The sequence below is a fragment of the Sporosarcina sp. D27 genome, from assembly GCF_000586555.1.
Taxonomy (GTDB): Bacteria; Bacillota; Bacilli; order Bacillales_A; family Planococcaceae; genus Sporosarcina.
The window spans coordinates 47942-71165 of record NZ_AZUC01000043.1; the positions used below are offsets into that span (position 1 = coordinate 47942).

The window sequence follows — 23224 nt, forward strand, 5'->3', positions numbered from 1 at the left end:
TTTAGTAGTTTGTAATCTCTGCTAAGCGTTCTTCCAATTGTTTTCGTTCTTCGTCGTATCCTTCTTTACCAAGGAGCGCAAACATATTCTTTTTGTATGCCTCAACACCTGGTTGGTCAAATGGATTCACACCAAGTAGCGTTCCGCTGATTGCACAAGCTTTTTCAAAGAAATAGACAAGCTCACCAAACGTATATTCATTTAACTCGTCTAGCTCGATTAGCAAATTCGGTACATCTCCATCGATATGTGCGAGTGTCGTACCGAGTGCAGCCTTTTTGTTCACTTCATCCATCGTTTTGCCTGTTAAGAAGTTCAATCCATCAATATTATTGAGGTCATTTTGAATCGTTCGCTCAACGGGGGATTTCTTTATTTGCAACGCTGTTTCGATGAACAACCGCCGTCCTTCTTGAACGTATTGACCCATAGAATGTAAGTCCGTCGTGAAGTTAACCGAGGCAGGGAAGAGACCTTTTACGTCTTTACCTTCACTTTCCCCGAAAAGTTGTTTCCACCATTCTGCTACAAAATGTAGACCAGGTTCGTAGGTCACTAATAGCTCAATGGATTTTCCTTTGCTATTGAATATATTTCGAACTGCAGCATATTGATAACTCCCGTTTGATGCGAGGTTCGGATCATTGTATTTGTGATAAGCCGCTTCAGCACCCGCCATCATTTGGTCAATATCAAGACCTGCAACAGCGATTGGCAATAGTCCTACAGGTGTTAAAACCGAATAACGACCTCCAATGTCTGCTGGGATGACGAATGTTTCGTATCCTTCCTCAGATGCAAGTTTGCGAAGGGCACCTTCTGTTTTGTCCGTCGTCACGTAAATTCTCTTTCGTGCTTCTTCCTCACCGTACTTTTTCTCCATGAACTCACGGAAAATACGGAACGCCAAGGCAGGCTCAGTAGTTGTCCCTGACTTGGAAATCACATTGATGGAAATATCCTTCCCATCCAACACTTGAAGAAGGTGTTCGATGTAAATGGAACTAATATTTTGTCCTGCGAAGTACACTTCCGTATTTCCGTCTATCTGGTTATGGAATGTATGGGAGAGTGCTTCAATCGCAGCTTTCGATCCTAGATACGAACCGCCGATTCCGATAACGATCAGTGCATCCGATTGCTGTTGAATTCGTGAAGCGGCCGTTTTCACCCGTTCAAACTCTTCTTTGTCGTAACTGACGGGCCAATTCACCCATCCGAGATAATCCGATCCAGGACCACGTTGACCGTGGATTTGGTTATGTGCTTGCTTTACAAATGCACTGAAGTTATCCATTTCCGTACTTTTCATGAAGGACATTGCGTTTGTATATTCAAATGTAACTGACATGTATTGTATCTCCTTTTATGTGAAAGGCGGTCTGATTACCACCACGTAACATGATCATTGGCAAGTAACTGTTTTGCTTCCTTAGGTCCCGTTGAGCCAGCTGCATATGAAACTAATGGTAATCGATTTTCTTCAAATGCTTCCAATAAAGGCTGAATCCATTGCCAAGATAACTCGACTTCCTTCCAATTGGCAAAAAACGTTGCGTTGCCAAGCATGGCGTCATGTAAAAGAAGTTCATAAGCTTCTGGCTGATTACTTGAATTCGTGGTGAACGTAATCGTAGAAGGTTTGAATCGATTTGTAGAAGGGTCCTTCATGTTCACTTGTAACGAAATACTTTCATTTGGACTGATTTCAAGAATCAACAGATTTGGAGCAAGACCTTCAGGATGATAATTTTCTATATCTGACGGACGCTCCTTGAATTCAAACACAATACGAGTCGATTTTTTGTCCAACCGTTTACCTGTTCGAATATAAAAAGGAATACCCTTCCAGAACTCGTTGTCGATAAACAAGCGTGCAGCAATATACGTATCATTCATGGAAGAATGAGGGACACCGGATTCTTCTCGGTAGGCAGGGACGTCGATTCCGGAAATATCCCCTTTACCATATTGAGCACGAATGAGATTGTCTTGCAAGTCTTCTTGTTGGATCGGTCGAAGTGCTTGCATGATTTCCATCTTTTTCGTACGAATTTCTTCGGGTTGGGCTTTTGTCGGAAGATGGAGCGCCGTCATCATTACGAGCTGTAACATATGATTTTGAACCATATCGCGAATCGCGCCAGCCTTGTCGTAATAAGGAGCCCGTGTCTCTACACCTACGGTTTCACTCGCTGTTATTTGAACGTTTGAAATCAGCTGGTGATTGAATAACGAATCCAAAACAGGATTGACGAGGATCAGTGTTTCCAAACTTTGAACCATCGGTTTGCCAAGGTAATGGTCTATTCTATAGATCTCGTCTTCACTAAACGCTGTTGACAACTTTTCATTCAGTTGGCGAGCAGTTGCCAAATCGCTGCCGAATGGTTTCTCCACTATGAGACGCTTCCAACCTGATGTTTGACAGAGCCCACTTGTCGTGAGATTGGCAGTAATTATTTCGATTAGACTTGGAGCAACGGACAAATAGAAGAGACGGTTTTCCGGAAGGTTCAATTCAAGTTCACGTTGTTCAATGAGTCCGTTCAACTTTTCATAAGACGCTGTTTCTGTTGCGTCGAATGCACAGTATCGAAAGGAGGATAAGAATTGTTGTAAACCTTCTTCTTCAACGGTTCCTCTTGAGTATGTCCATAGCGATTGCTCCACCTTTGTCTGAAAAACATCATCGGTGTAAGGGGTACGACCGAGTCCAATAACCGAAAAAGCTTTTGGCATTTTGTTTTCGACATACAAATTATATAATGCAGGGAATAGCTTGCGCTTGGCCAAATCACCTGTTGCGCCAAACAAAACAACTGTCATTCCTTGCGTGTTTCGATCACTGTGCTCCTCTGTTTGTGAAGAGAAATTATTGAATTGCATAGGTTTCCCCTCCAATGGGTGAAATAGTAATTCCGTTAATTATAAGTGCAACAGTACCTAGTATAAGAGTACCGCGTGAGAAATGTAAGTACGCAGTTTAAAAACAAATAGTATAAAAAAGTATACTGTGAACAATGCTGGATACTCTGAACAGAAACAACGCTATAATTTGCAGGTTTTTGCGTGAACTTGTCATATATCTTTGTTGAAAAAATAACGATAATCTTAGTTATAAAATGCAAATCCAAAGTTTTTTCACTATATGAAGGTGAAAGGAATCCATCTACATAAATACGGACTGACAGTATACTCCTTGTCAGTATGTGATTTTAAAGTGCGTACTTCTCAAAAGATATCTCTGGATTTACACTGAGTGAGCACTGAAAAAACACATAAAAGGAGAATGAATATATGAAATTACAATTAGCATTAGACCTTGTGGATATCCCAGGAGCAATTGAAGTAGTGAAAGAAGTTGGGGAATTTATCGATATCGTCGAAATTGGAACTCCCGTCATCAACAAGGAAGGACTCGCTGCAGTGAAAGAAGTAAAAGCGGCATTTCCTAACTTGGACGTTCTTGCAGATGTGAAAATCATGGACGCAGCAGGATATGAAGTAGGGAACGCATCTGCAGCAGGAGCGGATATTGTTACCATTCTTGCTCAAGCAGAAGACTCGTCCATTCGCGGCGCTGTCGAAGAAGCTAAAAAACTTGGCAAGCAGATCCTGGTCGATATGATCGCAGTAAAAGATATTAAAACACGTGCTGTTGAGCTCGATCAGTTGGGTGCAGATTACATTTGTGTTCACACCGGATATGATCTCCAAGCAGAAGGAAAAGATTCATTTGCAGACCTCCGTACCATTAAAAGTGTTGTTAAAAATGCGAAAACAGCAATCGCTGGTGGTATTAAGCTAGAAACACTTCCAGAAGTGATTAAAGCTCAACCGGATCTCGTTATTGTAGGTGGTGGAATTACTGGCAAGGAAGATAAGAAAGCAGCAGCGCAACAAATCAAACAGATGATCCAACAAGGCGCGTTCGTGTAATATGATCGTAACTGCCTATACACAGGAAATATTGGATGAACTGAAACACACTTTGTCACTTATGAAAGACGCTGACGCTGAAAACTTAGTTGACGCCATTCTTAATGCGAAAAAGATTTTTGTGGCTGGTGGAGGACGTTCTGGTTTTATGGCCAAAGCTTTTGTGATGCGTATGATGCACATCGGCCTTGAAGCGTATGTGGTAGGCGAAACCGTGACGCCTAACTTGGAAGCGGATGACCTTTTCATTGTAGGCTCTGGTTCAGGCGAAACAGGAAGTTTAGTCTCCATGACAGCGAAAGCAAAAAACATTGGTGCGACAATTGCATCCATCACAACGAACCCGACTTCCACTATTGGAAAGTTGGCGGATCTTACAATCGAAATCCCTGCACAAGCGAAGGCACATAGCGGAAGTGGAAAATCTATTCAACCGATGGGCTCCTTGTTCGAACAGTCTCTACTCTTGTTTTACGATGCCCTCATTTTAAGTGTGATGGAGAAAAGTGACTCACACTCAGACATCATGTACGGTCGTCATGCGAATTTAGAATAGAAGTATTGAATAACCTGAGTCCAGTTATTATGGTGACTCAGGCTTTTTTTATCCGAAAAGGTGCTACCTCTAGACAGGGCGATATCGAATGTGCAAGGATGACGGTAGAGATTGAATAGAACCTACTACAGAATGGGTGGTTGATAATTATGAAAATGTACGACGTGACAAGTTCAATTTACGAAGGAATGACGGTCTATAAAAACAAGCCAGAAAAGCAGCCTGAATTGAAACGGGTGACAAATGGTTATGTGACAGAAACGCGCTTGGAACTGGATGTGCATACCGGTACCCACATTGACGCACCTCTTCATATGGTGGTAGAAGGGGATACTTTTGAAACACTTCCGTTAACGAATCTTGTTGGACAATGTAAAGTCATCGATGTAACAACTGTCGAGTCCGGAGTTTCTAAAACAGACTTAGAAGGATTCAACCTTCAGAAGAACGATTTTGTTTTATTGAAAACCAAAAACTCCTTTGTAGAAGAATTTGACTTTGACTTTGTTTTTCTTGCTGCAGACGGTGCAGAGTATCTAGCACAAATCGGTATTCGTGGTATCGGCATCGATGCACTTGGTGTGGAAAGAAGTCAGGAAGGACATCCCACACACAAAACATTATTTGCAAATGACATCATTATCATCGAAGGACTTCGTTTGAAAGAAGTGGAACAGGGCGAATACTTCATGGTTGCAGCTCCTCTTAAATTAGTCGGAACGGACGCGTCACCAGCAAGGGTGTTGTTGTTTGAAGGACTTCAATAAAAACCTGCCACCCGAGCGATTCGTTAAGCAGTAAAGGAGAAGCTTTATGTATAAATTAATAGCAATTGACCTCGATGGAACATTATTGACCGATCAATTGGAGATTACGCCAAACACAGTTGCTGCGATTCAACAAGCAATTGAAAATGGCGTAGTCGTAACACTCGCAACGGGTCGTATGTTTCCATCAGCAAAAAAGTTTGCCCAACAGTTGAACTTGAATGTCCCGCTTATTACGTATCAGGGGGCAATTATCAAAGATGTTGAAGAGACAAAGGTTTGGTTCGAACGGCCAGTACGACCGGAAATCTCAGAAAGGCTCATTGAGTTTGCGCAGGAGCATCAGGTGCACGTACAAGTGTACCAAGACGATATCGTTTACGTAGCTGAAGATAATGAAGAGATCCAGTACTATGCTAGAGAAAGCAACGTGCCCTATACCGTCGTGGATGAATTGAGCAGTCTTGCAAAAAGGGGATTCTCGAAAGTTTTGTTTATTGGAGAACCGATGTATTTGGATCGCTTGCAAATTGAACTGCACGGGGAGTTCGGTTCAGACGCACATATTGCAAAATCGAAACCTCATTATTTGGAGGTCACAAACCCTGAAGCGAATAAAGGAAAAGCGTTGCTTTACTTAGCCGAGCAACTTGGAATCCAACAGTCTGAAATAATCGGAATCGGCGATAACCATAATGATTTTGAGCTCATTACGACAGCCGGTTTAGGTGTGGTCATGGGAAATGGGGTTGAGGCATTGAAAAATGTCGCTGATTACATTACCAAGACAAACAATGACGAGGGAGTGCTCCATGCACTTGAAAAATTTGTGTTGGAACCTGCAACGAAAACTAAATAAATGTCAGTATTCATACGACAAGGCTTGGACTATACGAACAGATAGTCCAAGCCTTGTTTGTGTTAATTTAGATCACTTGGGAATTCCAAACCGATATCTTTCCGAATGGCATCTGCCACTTTCATGGTCGTATACGAATTGAAATAAGTGTTCACGTTCGACTCGATTTTACCTTGTTCGATCAAATCCACAAACTCTCGCAATTCGTAGTACATCGATGGGTAAACCATCTGTGCAGTGAGCACTTCGATACTGCCATCGTTATATTGGATTTCAACGTGTTCTGGAGAAGACACTTTCGTAATCAACATCGTACCTTTTTCCCCTTGGATCTCCCATGGTAATGTGGAATTTGAAACTTTGGAGTACATCAACACCGCGTCTTTGTCCTCGTATTTCAACGTAACACTCCCTGAACTATCTACACCGGATTCCAGGAGCGTGCCCGTCGCTTTTACCTCAAGGGGTTCACCGAACAGAGCGATCAAAGGATATAAACAGTAGACTCCTAGGTCCATCAATGCACCATTCGCAAATTTCGGATTGAACGCATTTAACACGATGCCTTGTTTATATTGATCATATCGAGATGAATATTGACAGAAGCTTGCAAAGTATTTTCGAATCGGTCCAAGCTTATGAAGGTTATCTTGGATCACTTTGAAATTTGGAAGGAGTGTAGACTTCATAGCCTCCATTAAGAGGACGTTATGCTTCTTCGCAGTTTCAAACATCCGTTGAACTTCATTAGAATTGGCTGCGAGAGGTTTCTCGCATAATACATGTTTGCCATTTTGTAAGAAGAGAATGGCTTGTTCTGCGTGAAAAGAGTTCGGGGTAGCGATGTATACCGCATCAATTTTGTCACTACTAGCCATTTCCTCAAGATTCGTAAACTGATGGGGAATTCCATGATTACTTGCAAACTCTTCTGCGCGTTCACTTGTTCTAGAGTAAACAGCTGAGATGTTGAGTTTATCCACATGTGCTGCGCCATCCAACAATCTTTCTGTAATCCAGTTCGTGCCGACTAAGCCGATTCTAACCATCGTTTCACCTCTGTTTTAATTCATGATATCCCGTCGTTTCCAAGAATTCCTTATGCGAACAATAGAATTTACGAACGGGGATAGTTCCATTATAATGTGTACCAGATACAATTCAAACTACGACATTAAAGTATACATAGTGTCGATAAGTATACTATAGGTGATGATAAGGTTCAGGAGGGATAACGTGCCAAAATTAGGTGAGAAAGATTTTAATTGTGAAAAGGAATTAACGCTATCGATTATCGGGGGCAAGTGGAAAATGTTAGTTCTCTGGCATTTGGGAAGAGAAGGAACAAAGCGTTTTGGTGAATTGAAGAATTTGATGCCTGGAATTACGCAACGGATGCTCGTTAACCAATTGCGCGAACTTGAAGACCATTTAATCGTCCATCGCGAAGTCTATCCAGTCGTTCCTCCAAAAGTGGAGTACTCGCTAACTGAACAAGGAAGAACACTCATGCCAATTTTGGATGCGATGTATGAATGGGGTAAAACCTATATCGCAACTAATTTACAAAACCATGACGAAGAAGAACAGACCGGAAATTGAGGGGGCATATGAAGCGCAACGCGCGTAAACGAGATGCTTCCGCGCGGAAGTGAGGTTGGTTCACACGCAATCAGTTCTATTCCGCGCACAAACAGAGGTGTCCCGCGCGTAAAAATCATCCAGCGCGCGAACGAGATGCCACCGCGCGGAAATGACGTCCGTTCGCGCGCAATCGTTTCAGTTGCGCGCACAAACAGAGGTGTTCCGCGCGTAAAAATCATCCCGCGCGTAAATGGGGTGAATCCGCGCGGAAATGACGTCCGTCCGCGCGTAAAAATCATCCAGCGCGCGAACAAGATGCCACCGCGCGGAAATGGCGCCGGTTCGTGCGCAATCGTTTCAGTTGCGCGCACAAACAGAGGTGTTCCGCGCGTAAAAATCATCCAGCGCGCGAACAAGATGCCACCGCGCGGAAATGGTGCCGGTTCGCGCGGAAACAGTTCTATTCCGCGCACAAACAGAGGTGTTCCGCACCTGAAAATCAGCCCGTGCGTAAACGAGATGCTTCCGCGCGGAAGTGAGGTTGGTTCGCACGCAATCAGTTCTATTCCGCGCACAAACAGAGGTGTCCCGCGCGTAAAAATCATCCAGCGCGCGAACGAGATGCCACCGCGCGGAAATGAGGTCTGTTCGCGCGTAATCGTTTCAGTTGCGCGCACAAACAGAGGTGTCCCGCGCGTAAAAATCATCCAGCGCGCGAACAAGATGCCACCGCGCGGAAATGAGGTCGGTTCGCGCGTAATCGTTTCAGTTGCGCGCACAAACAGAGGTGTCCCGCGCGTAAAAATCATCCAGCGCGCGAACAAGATGCCACCGCGCGGAAGTGAGGTTGGTTCGCACGCAATCAGTTCTATTCCGCGCATAATCATTGCTGTCCCGCGCGTAAAAATCAGCCCACGCGCAAACGGAATGTCTCCGCGCAGAAATGACATCCGTCCCCGCACAATCGCTCCAAATCCGTGCCCATTTCACCTCCCCCTTGCATAAAAATCAAGTAGTCAAAGAATGATTAATAAAACGACGTTATAGTGAAACTAATGATCATTTTCATTCGTAACAGACAGTATACTGAAATGTACTAAAACTCTGTTTAGACATGAGGGGGAGAATAGATGACTAATCACGAAATGGACAGCCATGCTGTATTGGACATGGGCGATGAAGAAACGCCGATAAAAGCGGTCTTTAAAAAGTTCGGAGTTCAAAAGGATGTATCGCTCATTTTTGGGGAACCAGTTGAAGTCGGTTTGAACAAAGTAATTCCTGTCGCTAAGCTGAAGTATGCCATTGGTGGTGGAGGTGGCGGTGGGGGAGAAGGGGCTGGTGGTAGTTTTTCCGTCAAACCTGTTGGTGTATATGAAATCACGCCGGATCACGTCACCTTCAAATCTACAAACGGTTATCGGAAGGCAGCTACAATTGGTTTAATCGTTACTGGAATAATAGGCATTCTTATCTCGCGTAAGAAATAATAGAAAGTGTCCCTTGCAATGACTCCATGTTGAGTCGTTGCTTTTTTGTTTTGGCCAGGAACAAGCGCTCTGAAAATCACACTTGATCATAATGACAGATAAATAATCATTAATTATGAATATTTGACAGTTAACTTTCATAAATGATATAGTGCCAATAGATTGAAAACGCTTACTAGTTATTTTTCGTTCAACGTCAAACAGCAAGGAGACTATCCATGAACAATCAGACTTTACTGAACCAATTACAACATTCCCTCATTGTCTCTTGCCAGGCATTAGAGGATGAGCCGTTACACAGCTCATTCATCATGAGTAAAATGGCGCTCGCCGCAAAACTGGGTGGAGCGGTTGGCATCCGTGCAAATTCTGTAGAAGATATCCAAGCAATTAAACAAGAAGTCGATCTCCCCATTATCGGGATCATTAAAAAAGACTATCCGGACGAGGCGGTCTTCATTACTCCAACGTTCACAGAAATATCTGCGCTAGCTGAAGAAGGTGTGGATATTATCGCACTAGACGGCACGGATCGAATGAGACCAGGAAACCAAACATTTGAAGAACTACTCAGACAATCGAAAGAGGCGTTCCCCGAACAACTCTTTATGGCGGATGTTTCGACGCTAGAAGAAGGGGTGCTTGCGGTAGAAGCTGGTGCGGACATTGTTGCACCGACTTTAGCAGGGTATACACCTTACTCAAAAGACGTGAAGCCATTAGAGCTTGTGAAGCAACTCGTTGAAAAAGTGAACGTGCCTGTCATTGCGGAAGGAAACTTTGATACTCCTGAAAAGGCAAAGTTAGCAATTGAACTTGGTGCTCATGCAGTTGTCGTAGGAAGCGCCATTACACGACCTATGAATATTACGGAAAAATTTGCAACAGCTATTCATCATAAATAAGAAATTCACAACAAACATTTCAAACAGAGGAGCGGATTAGCATGAAAGGTATTTTTACAGCACTAATGTGTGCATTTGACGAGCAGGGCAACATTCACGAAAAAGGATTACGCCAGTTAGTACGTCATAACATCGATGTCTCTAAAGTAGACGGATTATACGTCAATGGAAGTACAGGCGAGAACTTCTTGATCTCAACAGAAGACAAAAAGCGAATCTTTGAAATTGTCAAAGACGAAGCAGGAGACCAAGTGAAGCTCATCGCACAAGTCGGTGCCCTTAACATTGATGAAGCTGTTGAACTTGCTAAATATGCTACAGATCTTGGTTATGATTCTTTATCTGCCGTTACCCCTTTCTACTACAAATTCGATTTCGAAGAGGTAAAAGATTACTACAATACGATTATTAACAGCGTTGATAATACGATGATCATCTATTCGATTCCTGCTTTAACAGGTGTCAACATGAGTCTAGAGCAATTCGGTGAGTTGTTTGAGAATGAGAAAATTATCGGTGTTAAATTCACAGCGCCTGATTTCTATTTACTCGAGCGATTACGCCATGCGTATCCAGAGAAACTCATCTATTCAGGATTTGACGAGATGTTATTATCTGCAGCTGTTTTAAACGTGGATGGTGCAATCGGCAGTACGTTTAACGTCAATGGTGCTCGTGCACGGTCAATTTTTGACCTCGCTCAACAAGGTAAAATTGACGAAGCACGAGAAATTCAAAAAGTAACAAACGATCTCATTTCAGGAATTTTAGCGAACGGTCTCTATCAGACAATCAAAGAAATGTTGAAGACTCAAGGCGTGGAAGCGGGAGTTTGCCGCAAGCCGATGAAACAACTTTCAGCAGAAAAAGTGAAAGTAGCACAAGAACTTGCATCAACTTTTTTAACTAAGTGAGGAAAGAAAGACTTCTGCTGAAGTCTTTTGAACTACAAGTAAGCGCTTACCTATAGACAAAGAAACGATAGGGGGAAAAGGGATGGATGGAAAGTTTGCAGTAATAGACTACGTTATTTTGGTTGCGTATTTGCTCTTAATTCTTTACATCGGAATTGCGGTTGCAAAAAAGGAAATGAAAGGGAAAGAGTTCTTTAAAGGAGACGGCAGTATCCCGTGGTGGGTCACATCTGTAAGTCTTTTTGCAACACTACTATCTCCAATTTCGTTCTTATCACTTGCTGGGAATTCATATCTTGGAAACTGGCAACTTTGGGCAGGACAAATTGGGCTATTCATCGCAGTTCCAGTAGCGATTTACTTCTTCTTACCGGTGTATCGTAATCTCAACATCGATACAGCATATGAATATTTAGAAAGACGATTTGGCAAAGGCTTACGGATTATGGGAAGTTCCCTTTTCATCATTTACCAAGTCGGACGTATGTCGATCATCATGTACTTACCAGCGCTCGCATTATCAGCAGTTACAGGTATTCATACTGTAGCAATCATTCTATTTATGGGTGTCATTGCGACAATTTACTCATCAATTGGTGGTATTAAATCCGTTCTGTGGACAGATTTCATCCAAGGGATTGTCCTTATAGGTGGAGGGGTTTTTGCTCTCATCGTACTTGTTATTTCCATTAAAGGCGGCATCCCTGAGATTATGAAGGTTGGTGTCCAAGACAACAAATTCTTCAGTGAAGCAGTTATCTTTGACCCAAATATTTTCAATGATAGTTTGTTCATCATCTTCCTTGGTGCTGGATTATCTACTTTGTTCTCGTACATTTCGAGTCAAGACATGGTACAGCGCTATTTGACTACGACGGATTTGAAGCAGATGAACAAAATGACTATCTTGAATGGTGTACTCTCTCTTGGTACCGCAACATTGTTCTTCTTCATCGGAACGTCACTCTACGTGTTCTATAAGCAAGCTGGTGGTGATATGCCGGAAGGTGCAAAAGATCTGATCTTTGCGAATTTCATCGTCACGGAGTTACCAGCAGGGATTTCGGGATTACTGATCGCGGGTCTCTTTGCGGCAGGTCAATCGACTCTCTCGACAGGGTTGAACAGCGTAGCAACGAGTTGGACCTTAGATATCCAAAAGGTTCTACGTCCGGATATGACCGATGAAAAAGGAACGAAAATTGCTAAGGCTGTCAGTATCATAGTAGGTGTCCTATCAATTGTCTTTGCAATCGTTCTTGCATATTCTAACGTAAGTTCTGCATATGAATGGTTCAACGGTTTGATGGGTCTTGTACTCGGTATTATCGGTGGTACGTTCACACTTGGTGTGTTGACGAAACGTGCGAATACAAAGGGAGCAATTGCAGGTTTCATTGTAACGTCCCTTATTGCAATTTATGTTTCCTATTTCACAGACACGACGCTATGGGCGTATTCACTCATTAACCTTGTCTCATCACTCGTATTCGGTTACTTGTTCAGCTTGCTGTTCAAAGGTAAGAGTAAGGCAGAGGACCCTTCAGCGCAACTCACTTATTACGATCAAAAGTAAAATCTATAAGAATCGTACGAAAGGACAGCGCCGTATACTAGGTGCTGTCCTTTACCGTTTCAAATGATATAGTAAATGGAAGAGATAAGGGGGAAGCGCTATGTACATCGGTGCGATTGATATTGGCGGAACATCCATAAAAACAGCAATTTCAGATGAATATGGAAAGTTGACGAATCCTAAAGCATATCCAACAGAAGCGAAGAAAGGCGGTTCGCATCTCATGGGAAAAATCCTGATGATTTGCGAAGAGATGCAAGCAATACAAAATCTGAGTGGAATTGCAATTAGTTCAGCGGGCCAAGTAGATACAGAGAATGGGACGATTATCTATGCCACAGACACGATTCCAGGCTATTCAGGGATGAATGTGTGCGAGCGAGTGACTGCGAAGTTCAATGTGCCGGCATCGATGGACAACGATGTGAACTGTACAGCACTTGGTGAGCAATGGGTAGGTGCGGCCAGGAACGTCAACGACTTTTTGACTGTAACGCTTGGAACAGGAATCGGTGGTGCGTTGTTCATCAACGGAAGTTTATATAGAGGAGCAACTTTCTCTGGTGGTGAAATCGGTCATATGATTTTACATCCAGGAGGAAATCCTTGTACATGTACACAAGCAGGATGTTATGAGCGATATGCCTCCAGTGCTGCGTTAGCTGTTGCTGTACAGCAACAATTTGGTGAGTTGGAGCTACCTGCATTTTTTGACATGATCCGTTTAGGAAATGCTGAAGCAAACGTAGTATTTGAAAAATGGATTGATGATTTGACAACAGGATTAGCGTCACTCGTACTGATTTTGAATCCATCAGTAGTAGTGATTGGTGGAGGGATTTCTGCGCAAGGCGAGTTGTTGCGAGAAGCGATTCAAACGTCACTCGAGACAAAGCTGATGCCGAATCACAAAAAAGGGTTATCAGTGGTTCTAGCGGAAAAAGGGAATGACGCAAATCTGTTGGGAGCGGTACGGCACTTTTTGAACAACAATCCTATTCAGAACGACTAAGAGGACGGAGGACGAATTCTATGCAAACGGGGCCGCTAAAAGGGATGAAACCTTCGGTGCTCATGGAGCAATATAAGCCGCAGTTTACCAAATCAGAGCATAAAATCTATACGTATTTAACAGCAAATGAACCCCATGTAATCTACCTATCTCTCACAGAATTGTGTGAGGCAAGCGGGGTAGCAGAAGCAACTGTCCTTCGTTTTTTCAGGAAGCTTAAGTTTAAAGGGTTCCAAGATTTCAAGTATTCCTATGCACAAGAGTTGGCGGCAGATGCTACTGTGCCAGAGCACGGTACTTATTTGGATAAAATCCGCAATAATATGGTAAGGGCTGTTGAAGACTCCGCAGGACTTGTTGATGAAAATGAACTGCAGCGTACGATAGAAGTGATCAAACAGAAAAATAATATTGTCATCTTCGGAGTAGGTTCTTCAGGGATTGCAGGACTCGATATGCAAAGCCGGCTGATCCGTATAGGACGCCAAGCGACAGCTGTCATCGATCCACATTTTCAAGTGATGCTCGCGTCTTCTTTGAACGAAAATAGTGTGGTCATCGCGATTAGTATTTCAGGTGGTACAAAGGATATCGTCGACTCTGTTAAAATCGCAAAAGAAAAAGGTGCCACAATTATTGTATTGACGAACTATTTAAAATCACCACTAAGCCAATATGCTGATCATATTTTAGTCGGATCCGCGAAAGAAAACCCACTGGATAGCGGGTCATTGGTATCGAAAATCGCTCAATTGTTTTTAATCGATGTTTTATGTACAGGATTGGCTGTGAAGGATGTCGAAAAAGCTGAAGAAATTCAGACCGAGATTTCTGCAAATATCTCTACAAAACTTTATTGATTAAAGGTTTTCATCAAATATCCACTCGCGGAAACCAATCATAAGTATAAAATATGACGTACTGATTTCATATGGAATTTCGGTAAAGGTACTTTCGAAGGACTTCACTTTTTCGAACGAACTATGAAACTTTCTTGCAGGTCATCCGACTACTCCTAATAGGAACGAACATTTAGTGAATCGAGGGGATTTTATGAAGAAGTTAGCAGGAATCGTAGTATTGTTCATGACAGTCATGATGGCGGCCTGTGGCACTCAGTCTTCGGGCGAACCGAATAAGGACGAGGCATCTGAAGTGAATTTCACAGACATCATCTCAAACATTAAGGACCAAGTTGCAGGAGATTTGAAAGCTGATGGTGTAGACGATATGAGTCAAACTCATCAAGAAGCGGATTTGAAAGATACAGAAGATGAAAATTCCGTAGCTAATATTTGGATTGAAAAAATGAAGCTGGATCCTGAATTACTCGCAAACGGGACAGTAATTGCTGCACTAATGAACGTCAATGCAGATGAGATTATCGTACTAGAAGCGAAAGACGAAAAACAAGTCAGTGAACTGAAAACTTCACTTGAAAACGAACTGGCTGCACAAGTTCAAACTTGGGAGCAATACTTACCTGATCAATATGAAAAAGTGAAGAACAATAAAATCGTCACGAAAGGGAAATTCCTATTGTATGTGACGTATACAAATCCAGAAGCAATCGAGAAAGCATTTAACGAGAGCTTCTAGGAAACGAAAAAGGCACAGTGTGTGCCTTTTTCTAATTGGATGGTTGAGGGGGACCGCGCGTGGTATTTAGTAGTTTAACGTTTCTTTTTTTCTTTTTGCCTTTAGCACTCATACTCTATTACATCAGTCCGCGGTCCATGAAAAACTTCACATTACTTGGTGTCAGCCTGTTTTTTTATGCATGGGGCGAACCTATCTACATAATTTTAATGATTTTTTCTGCACTAACGGATTACATACATGGTCGTATCATCGGACGGTATCGAGAACAACGACCACTCTATGCAACACTGGGACTCGTGTCGTCACTCGTTGTAAATTTAGCTGTTTTATCATTTTTTAAGTATGCTGACTTTCTAATTGGAAGTATCAACTCCCTCATTGGAACAAGCATTGAACCACTGGATTTACCACTACCAATCGGTATTTCGTTTTATACGTTTCAAACGATGTCCTACGCGATCGATGTGTACCGAGGGAATGTCCGTCCGCAAAAAAATGTCATTACATTTGCGCTCTATGTCTCCTTATTCCCACAACTAATTGCAGGACCTATTGTACGCTATGAAATTATTGAGGAAGAATTGAAGAATCGAACGTTTCAGCTTAGTCAATTTGCAGATGGCGTTCGGATATTCATCATCGGACTCGGTAAGAAGGTGTTGATCGCCAATTCAATTGGTCAACTGTGGGCTAGTATTGAAAGTCAAGGTGTTTCAGACCTGACTGTATTAGCTGCATGGCTCGGCATTATTGCATTTGCTTTCCAGATTTACTTTGACTTTAGTGGTTATTCGGACATGGCGATAGGTCTTGGGAAAATGTTTGGATTTAGTTTCCCAGCAAACTTCAGGTATCCGTATATCGCAAAGAATGCTTCTGAATTTTGGAGACGTTGGCATATTACACTCGGTTCCTGGTTCAGAGATTACGTTTACAGTCCGCTTGGAGGCAATCGAAAGGGACAGTTTGTGCTTTATCGGAATTTGTTCATCGTTTGGGGATTGACTGGATTATGGCATGGGGCTAGTTGGAATTATGTGTTGTGGGGGTTGTATTTCGGAGTGTTGATTGGGATTGAACGCGCGGGTCTACTTAAATGGCTGGAAAAACTCCCGAGTTTTGTCCAGCATGGTTATTTACTCACCGCCATCTTGTTCAGCTGGGTGTTATTCGTCTTTGAAGATATTAACGAAGGGATTCGCTATGCACAAGTGATGGTCGGATTGGGAGGCCCCCCCCTCTACGATACAGCATTTCTATATGATCTTTATACAAATGGCGTTTTGTTACTGGTTGCCGGACTTTTATCAACACCGCTATTTACGCGACTTTGGAAGCAGTTTTTCGAACGTAGTGAAATCATTCGAAACGAATGGATCCAGACAGCTTTGCAGTTGGTCTTTTTCATGGCGATTCTCTTCCTATCGACTGCATACTTAGTCGACGACTCGTTTAATCCATTCCTGTACTTCCGTTTCTAACACAATCTGAAATTTGAACAAGACTGGAGGGGGAGAATTGTGAAGCGATTGAATACTATTATAATTGTCGTATTTGCCGTTTTTATTGGTGGGATTACATGTTTGAATCTGCTGGCAGAAGACCAACCGTTTTCACAAGCAGAAAATCGTCCTCTTATGCAATTTCCCAAAGTGTCTCTGGACAGAATCACATCAGGAGCGTTTACAAAAGATGTAGAAACGTACTTAAGTGATCAGTTCGTTCATAAACGTTTTTGGACAAGCATCAAAGCATCTGCTCAAAAAGCTGTTTTGAAAAAGGATAACAATGGAGTGTACTTCGGGGATGACGGCTATTTGTTTGAGAAGTTTGACCCCCCTTCAGAGCAAATCGATGCAAATAGTGAGAGTATTTCACGGTTTCTAGAGAAAACAAAAGGTGTTTCAGTTTACGGACTACTTGCCCCGACCTCTATCGAAATATATCCCGAAAAGTTACCGGAATTCGCACAAACAGCTAGTGAAATAGCTGCTATTCACCTCGTTGAAGAGCAAGTGAAAGGAGATATCAGCTGGATAGATACAGCCGACGCATTAAAAGCGGCAAAAGAACAGCCGATCTATTTCCACACAGACCATCACTGGACGACACAGGGGGCGTATGTAGCTTACCGCGCAACGATGGAGAAAATGGGAATGGCTCCGTTCTCATCAGAGGAGTTTAACATTCGGACTGTATCTGAAAACTTCAGGGGAACGTATGACGCAAAGGCGAATGACCCCTCTGTTGCAGCCGATAAAATCGACGTGTTTGAGCCGAAGTTCCATGTATCCTATGACGTCGACATTGACGATGGTCAATCGAAAATGGATACACTATATGCATGGGAGTTTCTAAAAAAACGTGATCAGTATTCCTTGTTTTTAGGTGGCAATCATCGTGCTGTGACCATCCATTCCAATGTGAAAAACGGACGAAAACTGATGATCATCAAAGACTCATACGCTCATGCGCTCATTCCATTTCTAGCGAATCACTTTGAAGAAATCTATATGGTCGATTTGAGATATGACCATCGGAACATGGCACAAGTCGTTAAAGAAAAAGAGATTCATGATGTGTTATTTGTGTACAATATCGCTGGTTTTGCAGAAGACGAAAACTTAATTTGGCTACGCCAATAAAAAATGCAAAAAAAAGCCGAGACGTCTTCAAAGCGTCTCGGCTTTTCTATCATTTCATAGTGAAATCAGGAACTTATTTTGTAACATTCATCGATTCTTTTACTTCTTGGATCTGTTCAATATGCCGTAACTCATGGTATCCCACGAAGGGAATCCATTGGTCTAAGCTCATGTCACCAAAGACGGGATGTGGATAAGATCTCTCCTTCAGCTGTTCAATGGGAACAGTATCTTCGAGTTGTTGTAGTAAGGTGTGGGATGCGTTTAGTTTATCCTTCAACTCTGCAGCTGTAGCAAAGGATTCACCTGGTGTTGCGAAATCAGGCGCTTCAACTTTTGTTGACCGATCGACTGTCCGCTCAATTGGTTTGTCGGCAGTTTCATGAGTTTCTCCCTTTGTGAGTTGCGATTGAATTGCCTTTGCAACGCTGGCTTCCATTAAATAAAGATGCTCTAGCACTTGACGGACGGACCACTTGTCTTCAGCGGCTTTCCAGTTCAGCTCTTCATCGCTAAGACCATTCACTGTATCCATTAGTTTTGTGCGTGCTTCCTCATTTACTTTCATCGAATCACTCCTCCTAAACTCTATACCTATTTATACCATTTCGTGAGACGACCTAAACATCTAGAACGATGCATTTATCCAATTTGTTGTTCGGGAAGACGTCGTTCTTTTTTAAATACGGAACTGCAAAGCAATAGGAGACTACCTAGTGCAATAAATGTTAATGCTTCAACTGAATGGCTCCATTCGAATCCTTTTCCGAAAAACAGCAGGTCCCTAAGTCCGTCAATCATTGGACGCATAGGAAGCCAAGGATTGACCCAATCTTGGTAGAAAGAAGACATGAACTCTTTCGGCATAGCGAGCAGTGGTAAACCGAAAAATAATGTCAGAACAAAGATAGGAATACCTTTCATGCCAAGCCAGGAAAGTACTGCCAAAATCAGCAGGAAATACGTGAAATAAGCTAGTGAGATGAACAAGGCCGTATCGGAGAAATTGGGAATCGCAAGCCCAATGACGGAGTTTGCAAACCAAGAAGTCCAGAACCCCGCGAGTACTGCCATAATTGCACCAATCCCAATAGCGGCAGAGATACCTGCTGCCTTTTGTTTTCTTCCTGTTAAGAAACTCTTTTGAAGTGCAAAGAAGACGAGAACTGCTCCACCGATACTAGCCATCCACACTGGTTGAAACAATGACACTGGAGCGTTTCCATTAGCACTCTTTGTTCCAATCTGATTAACGTTAATCACTTTTTTATGGATAGGTTCCACAATTAGTTCAGCTTGTTCTGCAGTCAATCTGGCATCGGCCGTGCTAAAAGAACTCAACAGTTGAGATCGAACACCTTCATTGACACCATCCACTATGCCATCCAGTATTTGTCCCGCTGCGTTTGCTGCAAGTGAGTTCATACCTTGATTAATGTACAGCTCTATCTCAGGAGACGCTGGTTTTGGGGTCTGCAATGATAACTGGTTTTCACTGAAGGATTTAGGAATCACAAATGCAGCGTAATAATCCTTTTCTTTCATCCCTGTCTGAGCTTTTGCCAGGCTGTCAACAGAGATCCATTTGACAGGTGCAACCTCACCTGGACCTGACTGTGATTGGATTTTTTTTATTATTTGTTTTCCCATATTTACTTGAGTCTGATCGGGTAATGATACACCTGAGTCCTCATTGACCAGTGCGATGGGCAATTCTTTTGGAGATGGACTGACAGATGGAATCATCGTAAGCGAAAAGAGTGTAATCACTGCTAAGATAACAATCGGGGAAATGAAAATCAGTTTTTGTTTTAATACATTCATGGTAATTCCTCCTTTTAATGAACACGATGTTGTGTAATCACCTCTGTGTATAGTATAATTGGAAGTAGGAATCATGCAATCGTCATCTTTTAACGGTATGTTCAGTAATGAACAGCAAGAGGAACTTTGTTCAAAAACTTCTTAAAAGGGAGTGAGATAATGGATGAAAAAAAAACAGATCGACGAATTCTACGGACACGACAAAAAATCAAAGAAACATTTGCCCATTTAATGGAGGTAAAAGGATTTGAAGCGATAACAATTCGAGATTTGACAGAATGTGCGGATATCAATAGAGGAACGTTCTATCTGCATTATTTGGATAAATATGATCTTCTCGAAAAAAGTGAGGATGAACTTTTTGAAGAAATGGAGAGGCTAACGGATGAAGCATGGGAGGATGTGTCTCGAGACCAATTTGAAAAAGTGAATATGAATGAGCCGCTTCCTTTTATCATTAAGCTTTTTGAATATCTGGAAGAGAATTATGATTTTATCAAGGTATTGCTCGGACCCAATGGTAATAGCGCGTTCCAGGTACGTGTAAAAGAAGTGATTCAAAAAAAGATGCTGGACAAGTTCCTTATACATTCCCACCCGGAACATATGCTTGTCCCTCTGGATTATTTGGTCGCATATGTCAGTTCAGCTCACTTAGGTGTTATTCAACAGTGGCTTGAGCGGGGGATGGATAGAACACCACAAGAAATGGCGCTGTTACTATCTAAAATCTCAAATTTTGGTCCTGCATATGTAGCAGGATTGAAAGAAACAGTGGAAGAGTAAAATTAGAAACAAAATGTTTTGGCAATGATTAATAGAACATCTTAGAAGTTTACACATAAAGAAGGTGAAGGAATGGAAATCTTTGAAATTATTTTGCTCATGCTGAGCGCAGTTTTTCTATCTAATGTACTCAATCGTTTTTTACCTACCATAGCAATTCCGCTTATCCAGGTCGCCCTAGGGATTGTATTAGCCATTCCACTGACCAATCATTCACTAGAGTTAAGTCCAGAACTCTTCCTACTTCTTTTCATAGCCCCGATCTTGTTCAACGATGGAGTGAATGTAGATAAAAAAGCGATTTGGCGTGAGCGGAAATCAATCTTGTCTCTCTCAATTGGCCTGGTATTTGTCACTGTTGGGCTACTTGGAGGATTCATCCACTTACTGCTGCCATCTTTACCATTAGCAGCCGCGTTTGCACTCGCTGCTGCTCTTGCGCCTACAGACGCAGTTGCGGTCAGTGCATTAGCAGAAAAAGTAAAAGTTCCTCATAAGATCATGCATACGCTCGAAGGAGAATCGTTGATCAATGATGCATCCGGTCTTGTATCCTTTCAATTTGCAGTCGCTGCTTTAATGACAGGAACATTTTCATTGTTCCAAGCGAGTACTACTTTTATAGTCATTTCTATCGGCGGAATTATACTCGGAGCAGTGTTGAGTTTCTTGGAAATCGCGCTGATGAGACGACTTCGCGAACTTGGGATTGAAAATAGCACGTCGTTCATCCTCATGGAAGTACTCTTGCCATTTCTAATATTTGTGATTGCTGAAAAAGTAGGGGTTAATGGTATTTTAGCGGTAGTGAGCGGGGGGATTGTCCACTCACTCAGTTATAAGAAGCTGAATGTCGAAGTCGCACAACTGAATTTATTGTCCAAAAACACTTGGTCAGTCATTTCATTCAGTTTGAACGGTATCGTTTTTGTTTTGCTAGGGACTCAACTACCAAGTATATTGCAGACGATTTTAAATGATCAGCATCTTGAAATCATCACGCTACTTGGCTATATTGCAGCGATTACTATTGCACTGCTTGGCTTGCGATTCTTATGGATTCTTCTATTCAATAACTTCCAGAAAGCGCCTGAACTAGTGAGCAAAAGAAGAATATCTGATACTCTACTTTACACAGTTTCTGGAGTGAGGGGGACTATTACATTAGTCAGTGTACTCTCCCTTCCGTTATTTTTAAGCGATGGTACACCGTTCAATGGACGTGATCTGTTGCTGTTCATCGCTGCGGGGGTCATATTATTGACCCTTCTGCTGGCCAACTTCACGTTGCATTTGTTCGCACCCAAGGTAGAAGGAGCTATGCTTCAACATGACAATGAGTGGGAAATTGCAATGCTTCGAGAAGTGAAAAAGGAATTAAGAAAACATAGGACCAGTGAAAATAAGAGAGCGATTAGCAAAGTAATTCGGATGTACAATGACCGGATTTTCTCTCTTAGTAATTTAAAGGAAATGAACAACGGTGAGCGCAAACTACGCCGGCTTATTTTAGAATGGCAGCTGGAAAATACACTGGAGTTAGTAAGAAAGCGCCGTATCCGTATCCAACTGGCGTTCCCGGTTCTAAGAAGGTTGAACAAAAGACTTTATAAACTGACGAAAGAAAAAAAGTACAGAGTCAATTCCTTCTACAGCCGACTTTTGAAAAGACATCTTCAAGGAATGCGTTTGATACCGCTCACTCCAGAACAGCGTAAAGAGCAGCGGATGATTCTCTTGCAAAGCAACAGTCATTTTATAACCGAGAAATTGAAAACACTCGAAGATGGTCAATTCTCAGCAGAGCTGATAGAAGCTTTCCTGTTAAATTATGAAAGAATGGGGGGCTATGGCCTTCCGAGAGAAGCCGCTCATCACTTGCATGAATGGATCGACTTTGCTCTTCATACTGAACGGAGTTACATCCAGACAGCATTTGAAAAAGGAGACATCTCTAGAAGTGAGATGAGGCAATATAGAGAAAACCTGTTAGCCATCGAAAGTAGCCTCCAACTGCAAGACTGAGGTGTGGGGATGGAAAAAGGACTGTAGACAAAAGGGATGAGAATCGATTTGATTTCCATCCCTTTTGTCTTTTTGCATCGTTGACTCAGGAAATGAAGGATGACAGGCCGTTGATCTCCGTTCCGGACGGTCGCTTTCCGGGGGCTTGCCCTCAGCCTCCTCGTCGCTTCACTCCTGTGGGGTCTTCGCGCTGCGCTGATCCCCAGGAGTCGCCGTCCTGCACTTCAATCAACTGAATGTCCGAGGACACATTCACATCATTCAAGCAAAGAATGTAATTGGGGGGCTTCATGTCCAGCTGGCAAGAATAACTAGATGTAGCAGAAGACTTCGATATGTAGTCCAGGAAGTGTAGAGAAATGTAAAGAGACAGTTCAAAGTGTTTTTGCCGATGCTAAGGAGAAGCATGGTATGCGATGGATAACCCTAAGAAGGCTATTGTATTGAATGAATGACATTTATTGAGAACAACAGAATCTATGCGGGGTCTTCCGATTAAGGAATATAGATCTGCAACCAATGGATAAATGAAGGGAAAATCAATTGCTGCCTCTAATTTACGGACTATATGGTCTTGCCGAACTAACTGTTAGATTCAAAGCATCTCCGTCTGTTCCCGTTGTTTGATTTGATTCTTCATCATCATTTCCGGTACCTCATTTGATAGTTGGGAGATCCTGTTGATTGTAGCGGAGAGCGGCGACTCCGGGGGGATAAGCGAAGCTCGAAGACCCTGG

At 42.5% G+C, this 23224-nt stretch carries 22 protein-coding genes and 1 pseudogene; 16 read left to right on the forward strand and 7 right to left on the reverse strand.

The window, feature by feature from the left end:
* Position 1 precedes the first annotated feature (1 nt).
* Together N693_RS0106515 and zwf are read right to left on the reverse strand one after the other, a co-directional pair.
* The gene (locus N693_RS0106515; RefSeq protein WP_025783997.1) at positions 2–1351 is read right to left on the reverse strand and encodes a glucose-6-phosphate isomerase; all 1350 of its coding nucleotides are present in this window, start codon (positions 1349–1351) and stop codon (positions 2–4) included.
* Between the two features lie 35 nt (positions 1352–1386).
* The gene (gene zwf, locus N693_RS0106520; RefSeq protein WP_025783998.1) at positions 1387–2889 is read right to left on the reverse strand and encodes a glucose-6-phosphate dehydrogenase; all 1503 of its coding nucleotides are present in this window, start codon (positions 2887–2889) and stop codon (positions 1387–1389) included.
* A 411-nt stretch (positions 2890–3300) separates the two neighbouring features.
* On the opposite strand from zwf, the gene hxlA reads away from it, so the two are divergent.
* The 4 genes from hxlA (at position 3301) to N693_RS0106540 (ending at position 6124) form a co-directional block, all read left to right on the forward strand.
* Entirely contained in the window at positions 3301–3942 is a 642-nt protein-coding gene (gene hxlA / locus N693_RS0106525) for a 3-hexulose-6-phosphate synthase (RefSeq protein ID WP_025783999.1), read from the forward strand.
* 1 nt (position 3943) lies between these two features.
* Positions 3944–4498, forward strand: coding sequence for a 6-phospho-3-hexuloisomerase (hxlB, locus tag N693_RS0106530; RefSeq protein WP_025784000.1), 555 nt, complete (start codon positions 3944–3946; stop codon positions 4496–4498).
* A gap of 149 nt (positions 4499–4647) precedes the next feature.
* Positions 4648–5265, forward strand: a complete 618-nt coding sequence (locus N693_RS0106535) for a cyclase family protein (RefSeq protein WP_025784001.1) — start codon at positions 4648–4650, stop codon at positions 5263–5265.
* Between the two features lie 46 nt (positions 5266–5311).
* Positions 5312–6124 carry a Cof-type HAD-IIB family hydrolase gene (locus N693_RS0106540; protein ID WP_025784002.1) on the forward strand — a complete coding sequence of 271 codons (813 nt, stop codon included), beginning with the start codon at positions 5312–5314 and terminating at the stop codon, positions 6122–6124.
* Between the two features lie 62 nt (positions 6125–6186).
* Here the strand turns inward: N693_RS0106540 and N693_RS0106545 are convergent, their stop codons facing one another.
* A complete protein-coding gene (locus N693_RS0106545) occupies positions 6187–7173 on the reverse strand; it encodes a Gfo/Idh/MocA family protein (protein WP_025784003.1) in 987 nt (328 codons plus the stop codon).
* 187 nt (positions 7174–7360) lie between these two features.
* On the opposite strand from N693_RS0106545, the gene N693_RS0106550 reads away from it, so the two are divergent.
* Positions 7361–7726, forward strand: coding sequence for a helix-turn-helix domain-containing protein (locus N693_RS0106550; protein WP_025784004.1), 366 nt, complete (start codon positions 7361–7363; stop codon positions 7724–7726).
* Here the strand turns inward: N693_RS0106550 and N693_RS20160 are convergent.
* Positions 7672–8658 carry a hypothetical protein gene (locus N693_RS20160; protein ID WP_156028877.1) on the reverse strand — a complete coding sequence of 329 codons (987 nt, stop codon included), beginning with the start codon at positions 8656–8658 and terminating at the stop codon, positions 7672–7674. The two genes, N693_RS0106550 and N693_RS20160, sit on opposite strands and share 55 nt — an antisense overlap.
* Before the next feature lie 180 nt (positions 8659–8838).
* On the opposite strand from N693_RS20160, the gene N693_RS0106560 reads away from it, so the two are divergent.
* From N693_RS0106560 to N693_RS0106600, 9 genes are all read left to right on the forward strand, one after another.
* Complete coding sequence (locus N693_RS0106560; protein ID WP_025784006.1) at positions 8839–9198, forward strand: hypothetical protein; 360 nt, start codon at positions 8839–8841, stop codon at positions 9196–9198.
* A gap of 218 nt (positions 9199–9416) precedes the next feature.
* Positions 9417–10103: an N-acetylmannosamine-6-phosphate 2-epimerase gene (locus tag N693_RS0106565; protein ID WP_037592881.1), complete on the forward strand. Its 687-nt coding sequence runs from the start codon at positions 9417–9419 to the stop codon at positions 10101–10103.
* Positions 10104–10144: 41 nt separating this feature from the next.
* Entirely contained in the window at positions 10145–11017 is an 873-nt protein-coding gene (locus tag N693_RS0106570; RefSeq protein ID WP_025784008.1) for an N-acetylneuraminate lyase, read from the forward strand.
* An 82-nt stretch (positions 11018–11099) separates the two neighbouring features.
* Positions 11100–12593, forward strand: a complete 1494-nt coding sequence (locus N693_RS0106575) for a sodium:solute symporter (protein ID WP_025784009.1) — start codon at positions 11100–11102, stop codon at positions 12591–12593.
* 100 nt (positions 12594–12693) lie between these two features.
* Positions 12694–13605 (forward strand): ROK family protein, encoded by a 912-nt coding sequence (locus N693_RS0106580; protein ID WP_025784010.1) that lies wholly within the window; start codon positions 12694–12696, stop codon positions 13603–13605.
* 20 nt (positions 13606–13625) lie between these two features.
* Positions 13626–14465: a MurR/RpiR family transcriptional regulator gene (locus N693_RS0106585; RefSeq protein WP_025784011.1), complete on the forward strand. Its 840-nt coding sequence runs from the start codon at positions 13626–13628 to the stop codon at positions 14463–14465.
* Positions 14466–14658: 193 nt separating this feature from the next.
* Positions 14659–15204, forward strand: coding sequence for a DUF4358 domain-containing protein (locus tag N693_RS0106590; RefSeq protein ID WP_025784012.1), 546 nt, complete (start codon positions 14659–14661; stop codon positions 15202–15204).
* 59 nt (positions 15205–15263) lie between these two features.
* On the forward strand, positions 15264–16688 hold the full coding sequence (locus N693_RS0106595) for an MBOAT family protein (RefSeq protein WP_025784013.1): 1425 nt from the start codon (positions 15264–15266) through the stop codon (positions 16686–16688).
* Between the two features lie 39 nt (positions 16689–16727).
* The gene (locus N693_RS0106600; RefSeq protein WP_025784014.1) at positions 16728–17852 is read left to right on the forward strand and encodes a DHHW family protein; all 1125 of its coding nucleotides are present in this window, start codon (positions 16728–16730) and stop codon (positions 17850–17852) included.
* A gap of 73 nt (positions 17853–17925) precedes the next feature.
* Here the strand turns inward: N693_RS0106600 and N693_RS0106605 are convergent, their stop codons facing one another.
* Both N693_RS0106605 and N693_RS0106610 read right to left on the reverse strand, forming a co-directional pair.
* Positions 17926–18420 (reverse strand): DinB family protein, encoded by a 495-nt coding sequence (locus N693_RS0106605; RefSeq protein WP_025784015.1) that lies wholly within the window; start codon positions 18418–18420, stop codon positions 17926–17928.
* A 74-nt stretch (positions 18421–18494) separates the two neighbouring features.
* Positions 18495–19676 carry a YhgE/Pip domain-containing protein gene (locus tag N693_RS0106610; RefSeq protein WP_025784016.1) on the reverse strand — a complete coding sequence of 394 codons (1182 nt, stop codon included), beginning with the start codon at positions 19674–19676 and terminating at the stop codon, positions 18495–18497.
* Positions 19677–19835: 159 nt separating this feature from the next.
* Here N693_RS0106610 and N693_RS0106615 point away from each other — a divergent pair, with 159 nt between their 5' ends.
* Both N693_RS0106615 and N693_RS0106620 read left to right on the forward strand, forming a co-directional pair.
* Positions 19836–20462 (forward strand): TetR/AcrR family transcriptional regulator, encoded by a 627-nt coding sequence (locus N693_RS0106615; RefSeq protein ID WP_025784017.1) that lies wholly within the window; start codon positions 19836–19838, stop codon positions 20460–20462.
* A 72-nt stretch (positions 20463–20534) separates the two neighbouring features.
* Positions 20535–22487, forward strand: a complete 1953-nt coding sequence (locus tag N693_RS0106620) for a Na+/H+ antiporter (protein WP_025784018.1) — start codon at positions 20535–20537, stop codon at positions 22485–22487.
* Positions 22488–22944: 457 nt separating this feature from the next.
* On the opposite strand, the pseudogene N693_RS19945 reads toward N693_RS0106620, so the two are convergent.
* Positions 22945–23082, reverse strand: a pseudogene (locus tag N693_RS19945) (IS5/IS1182 family transposase); the annotation flags it as partial.
* Positions 23083–23224 lie beyond the last annotated feature (142 nt).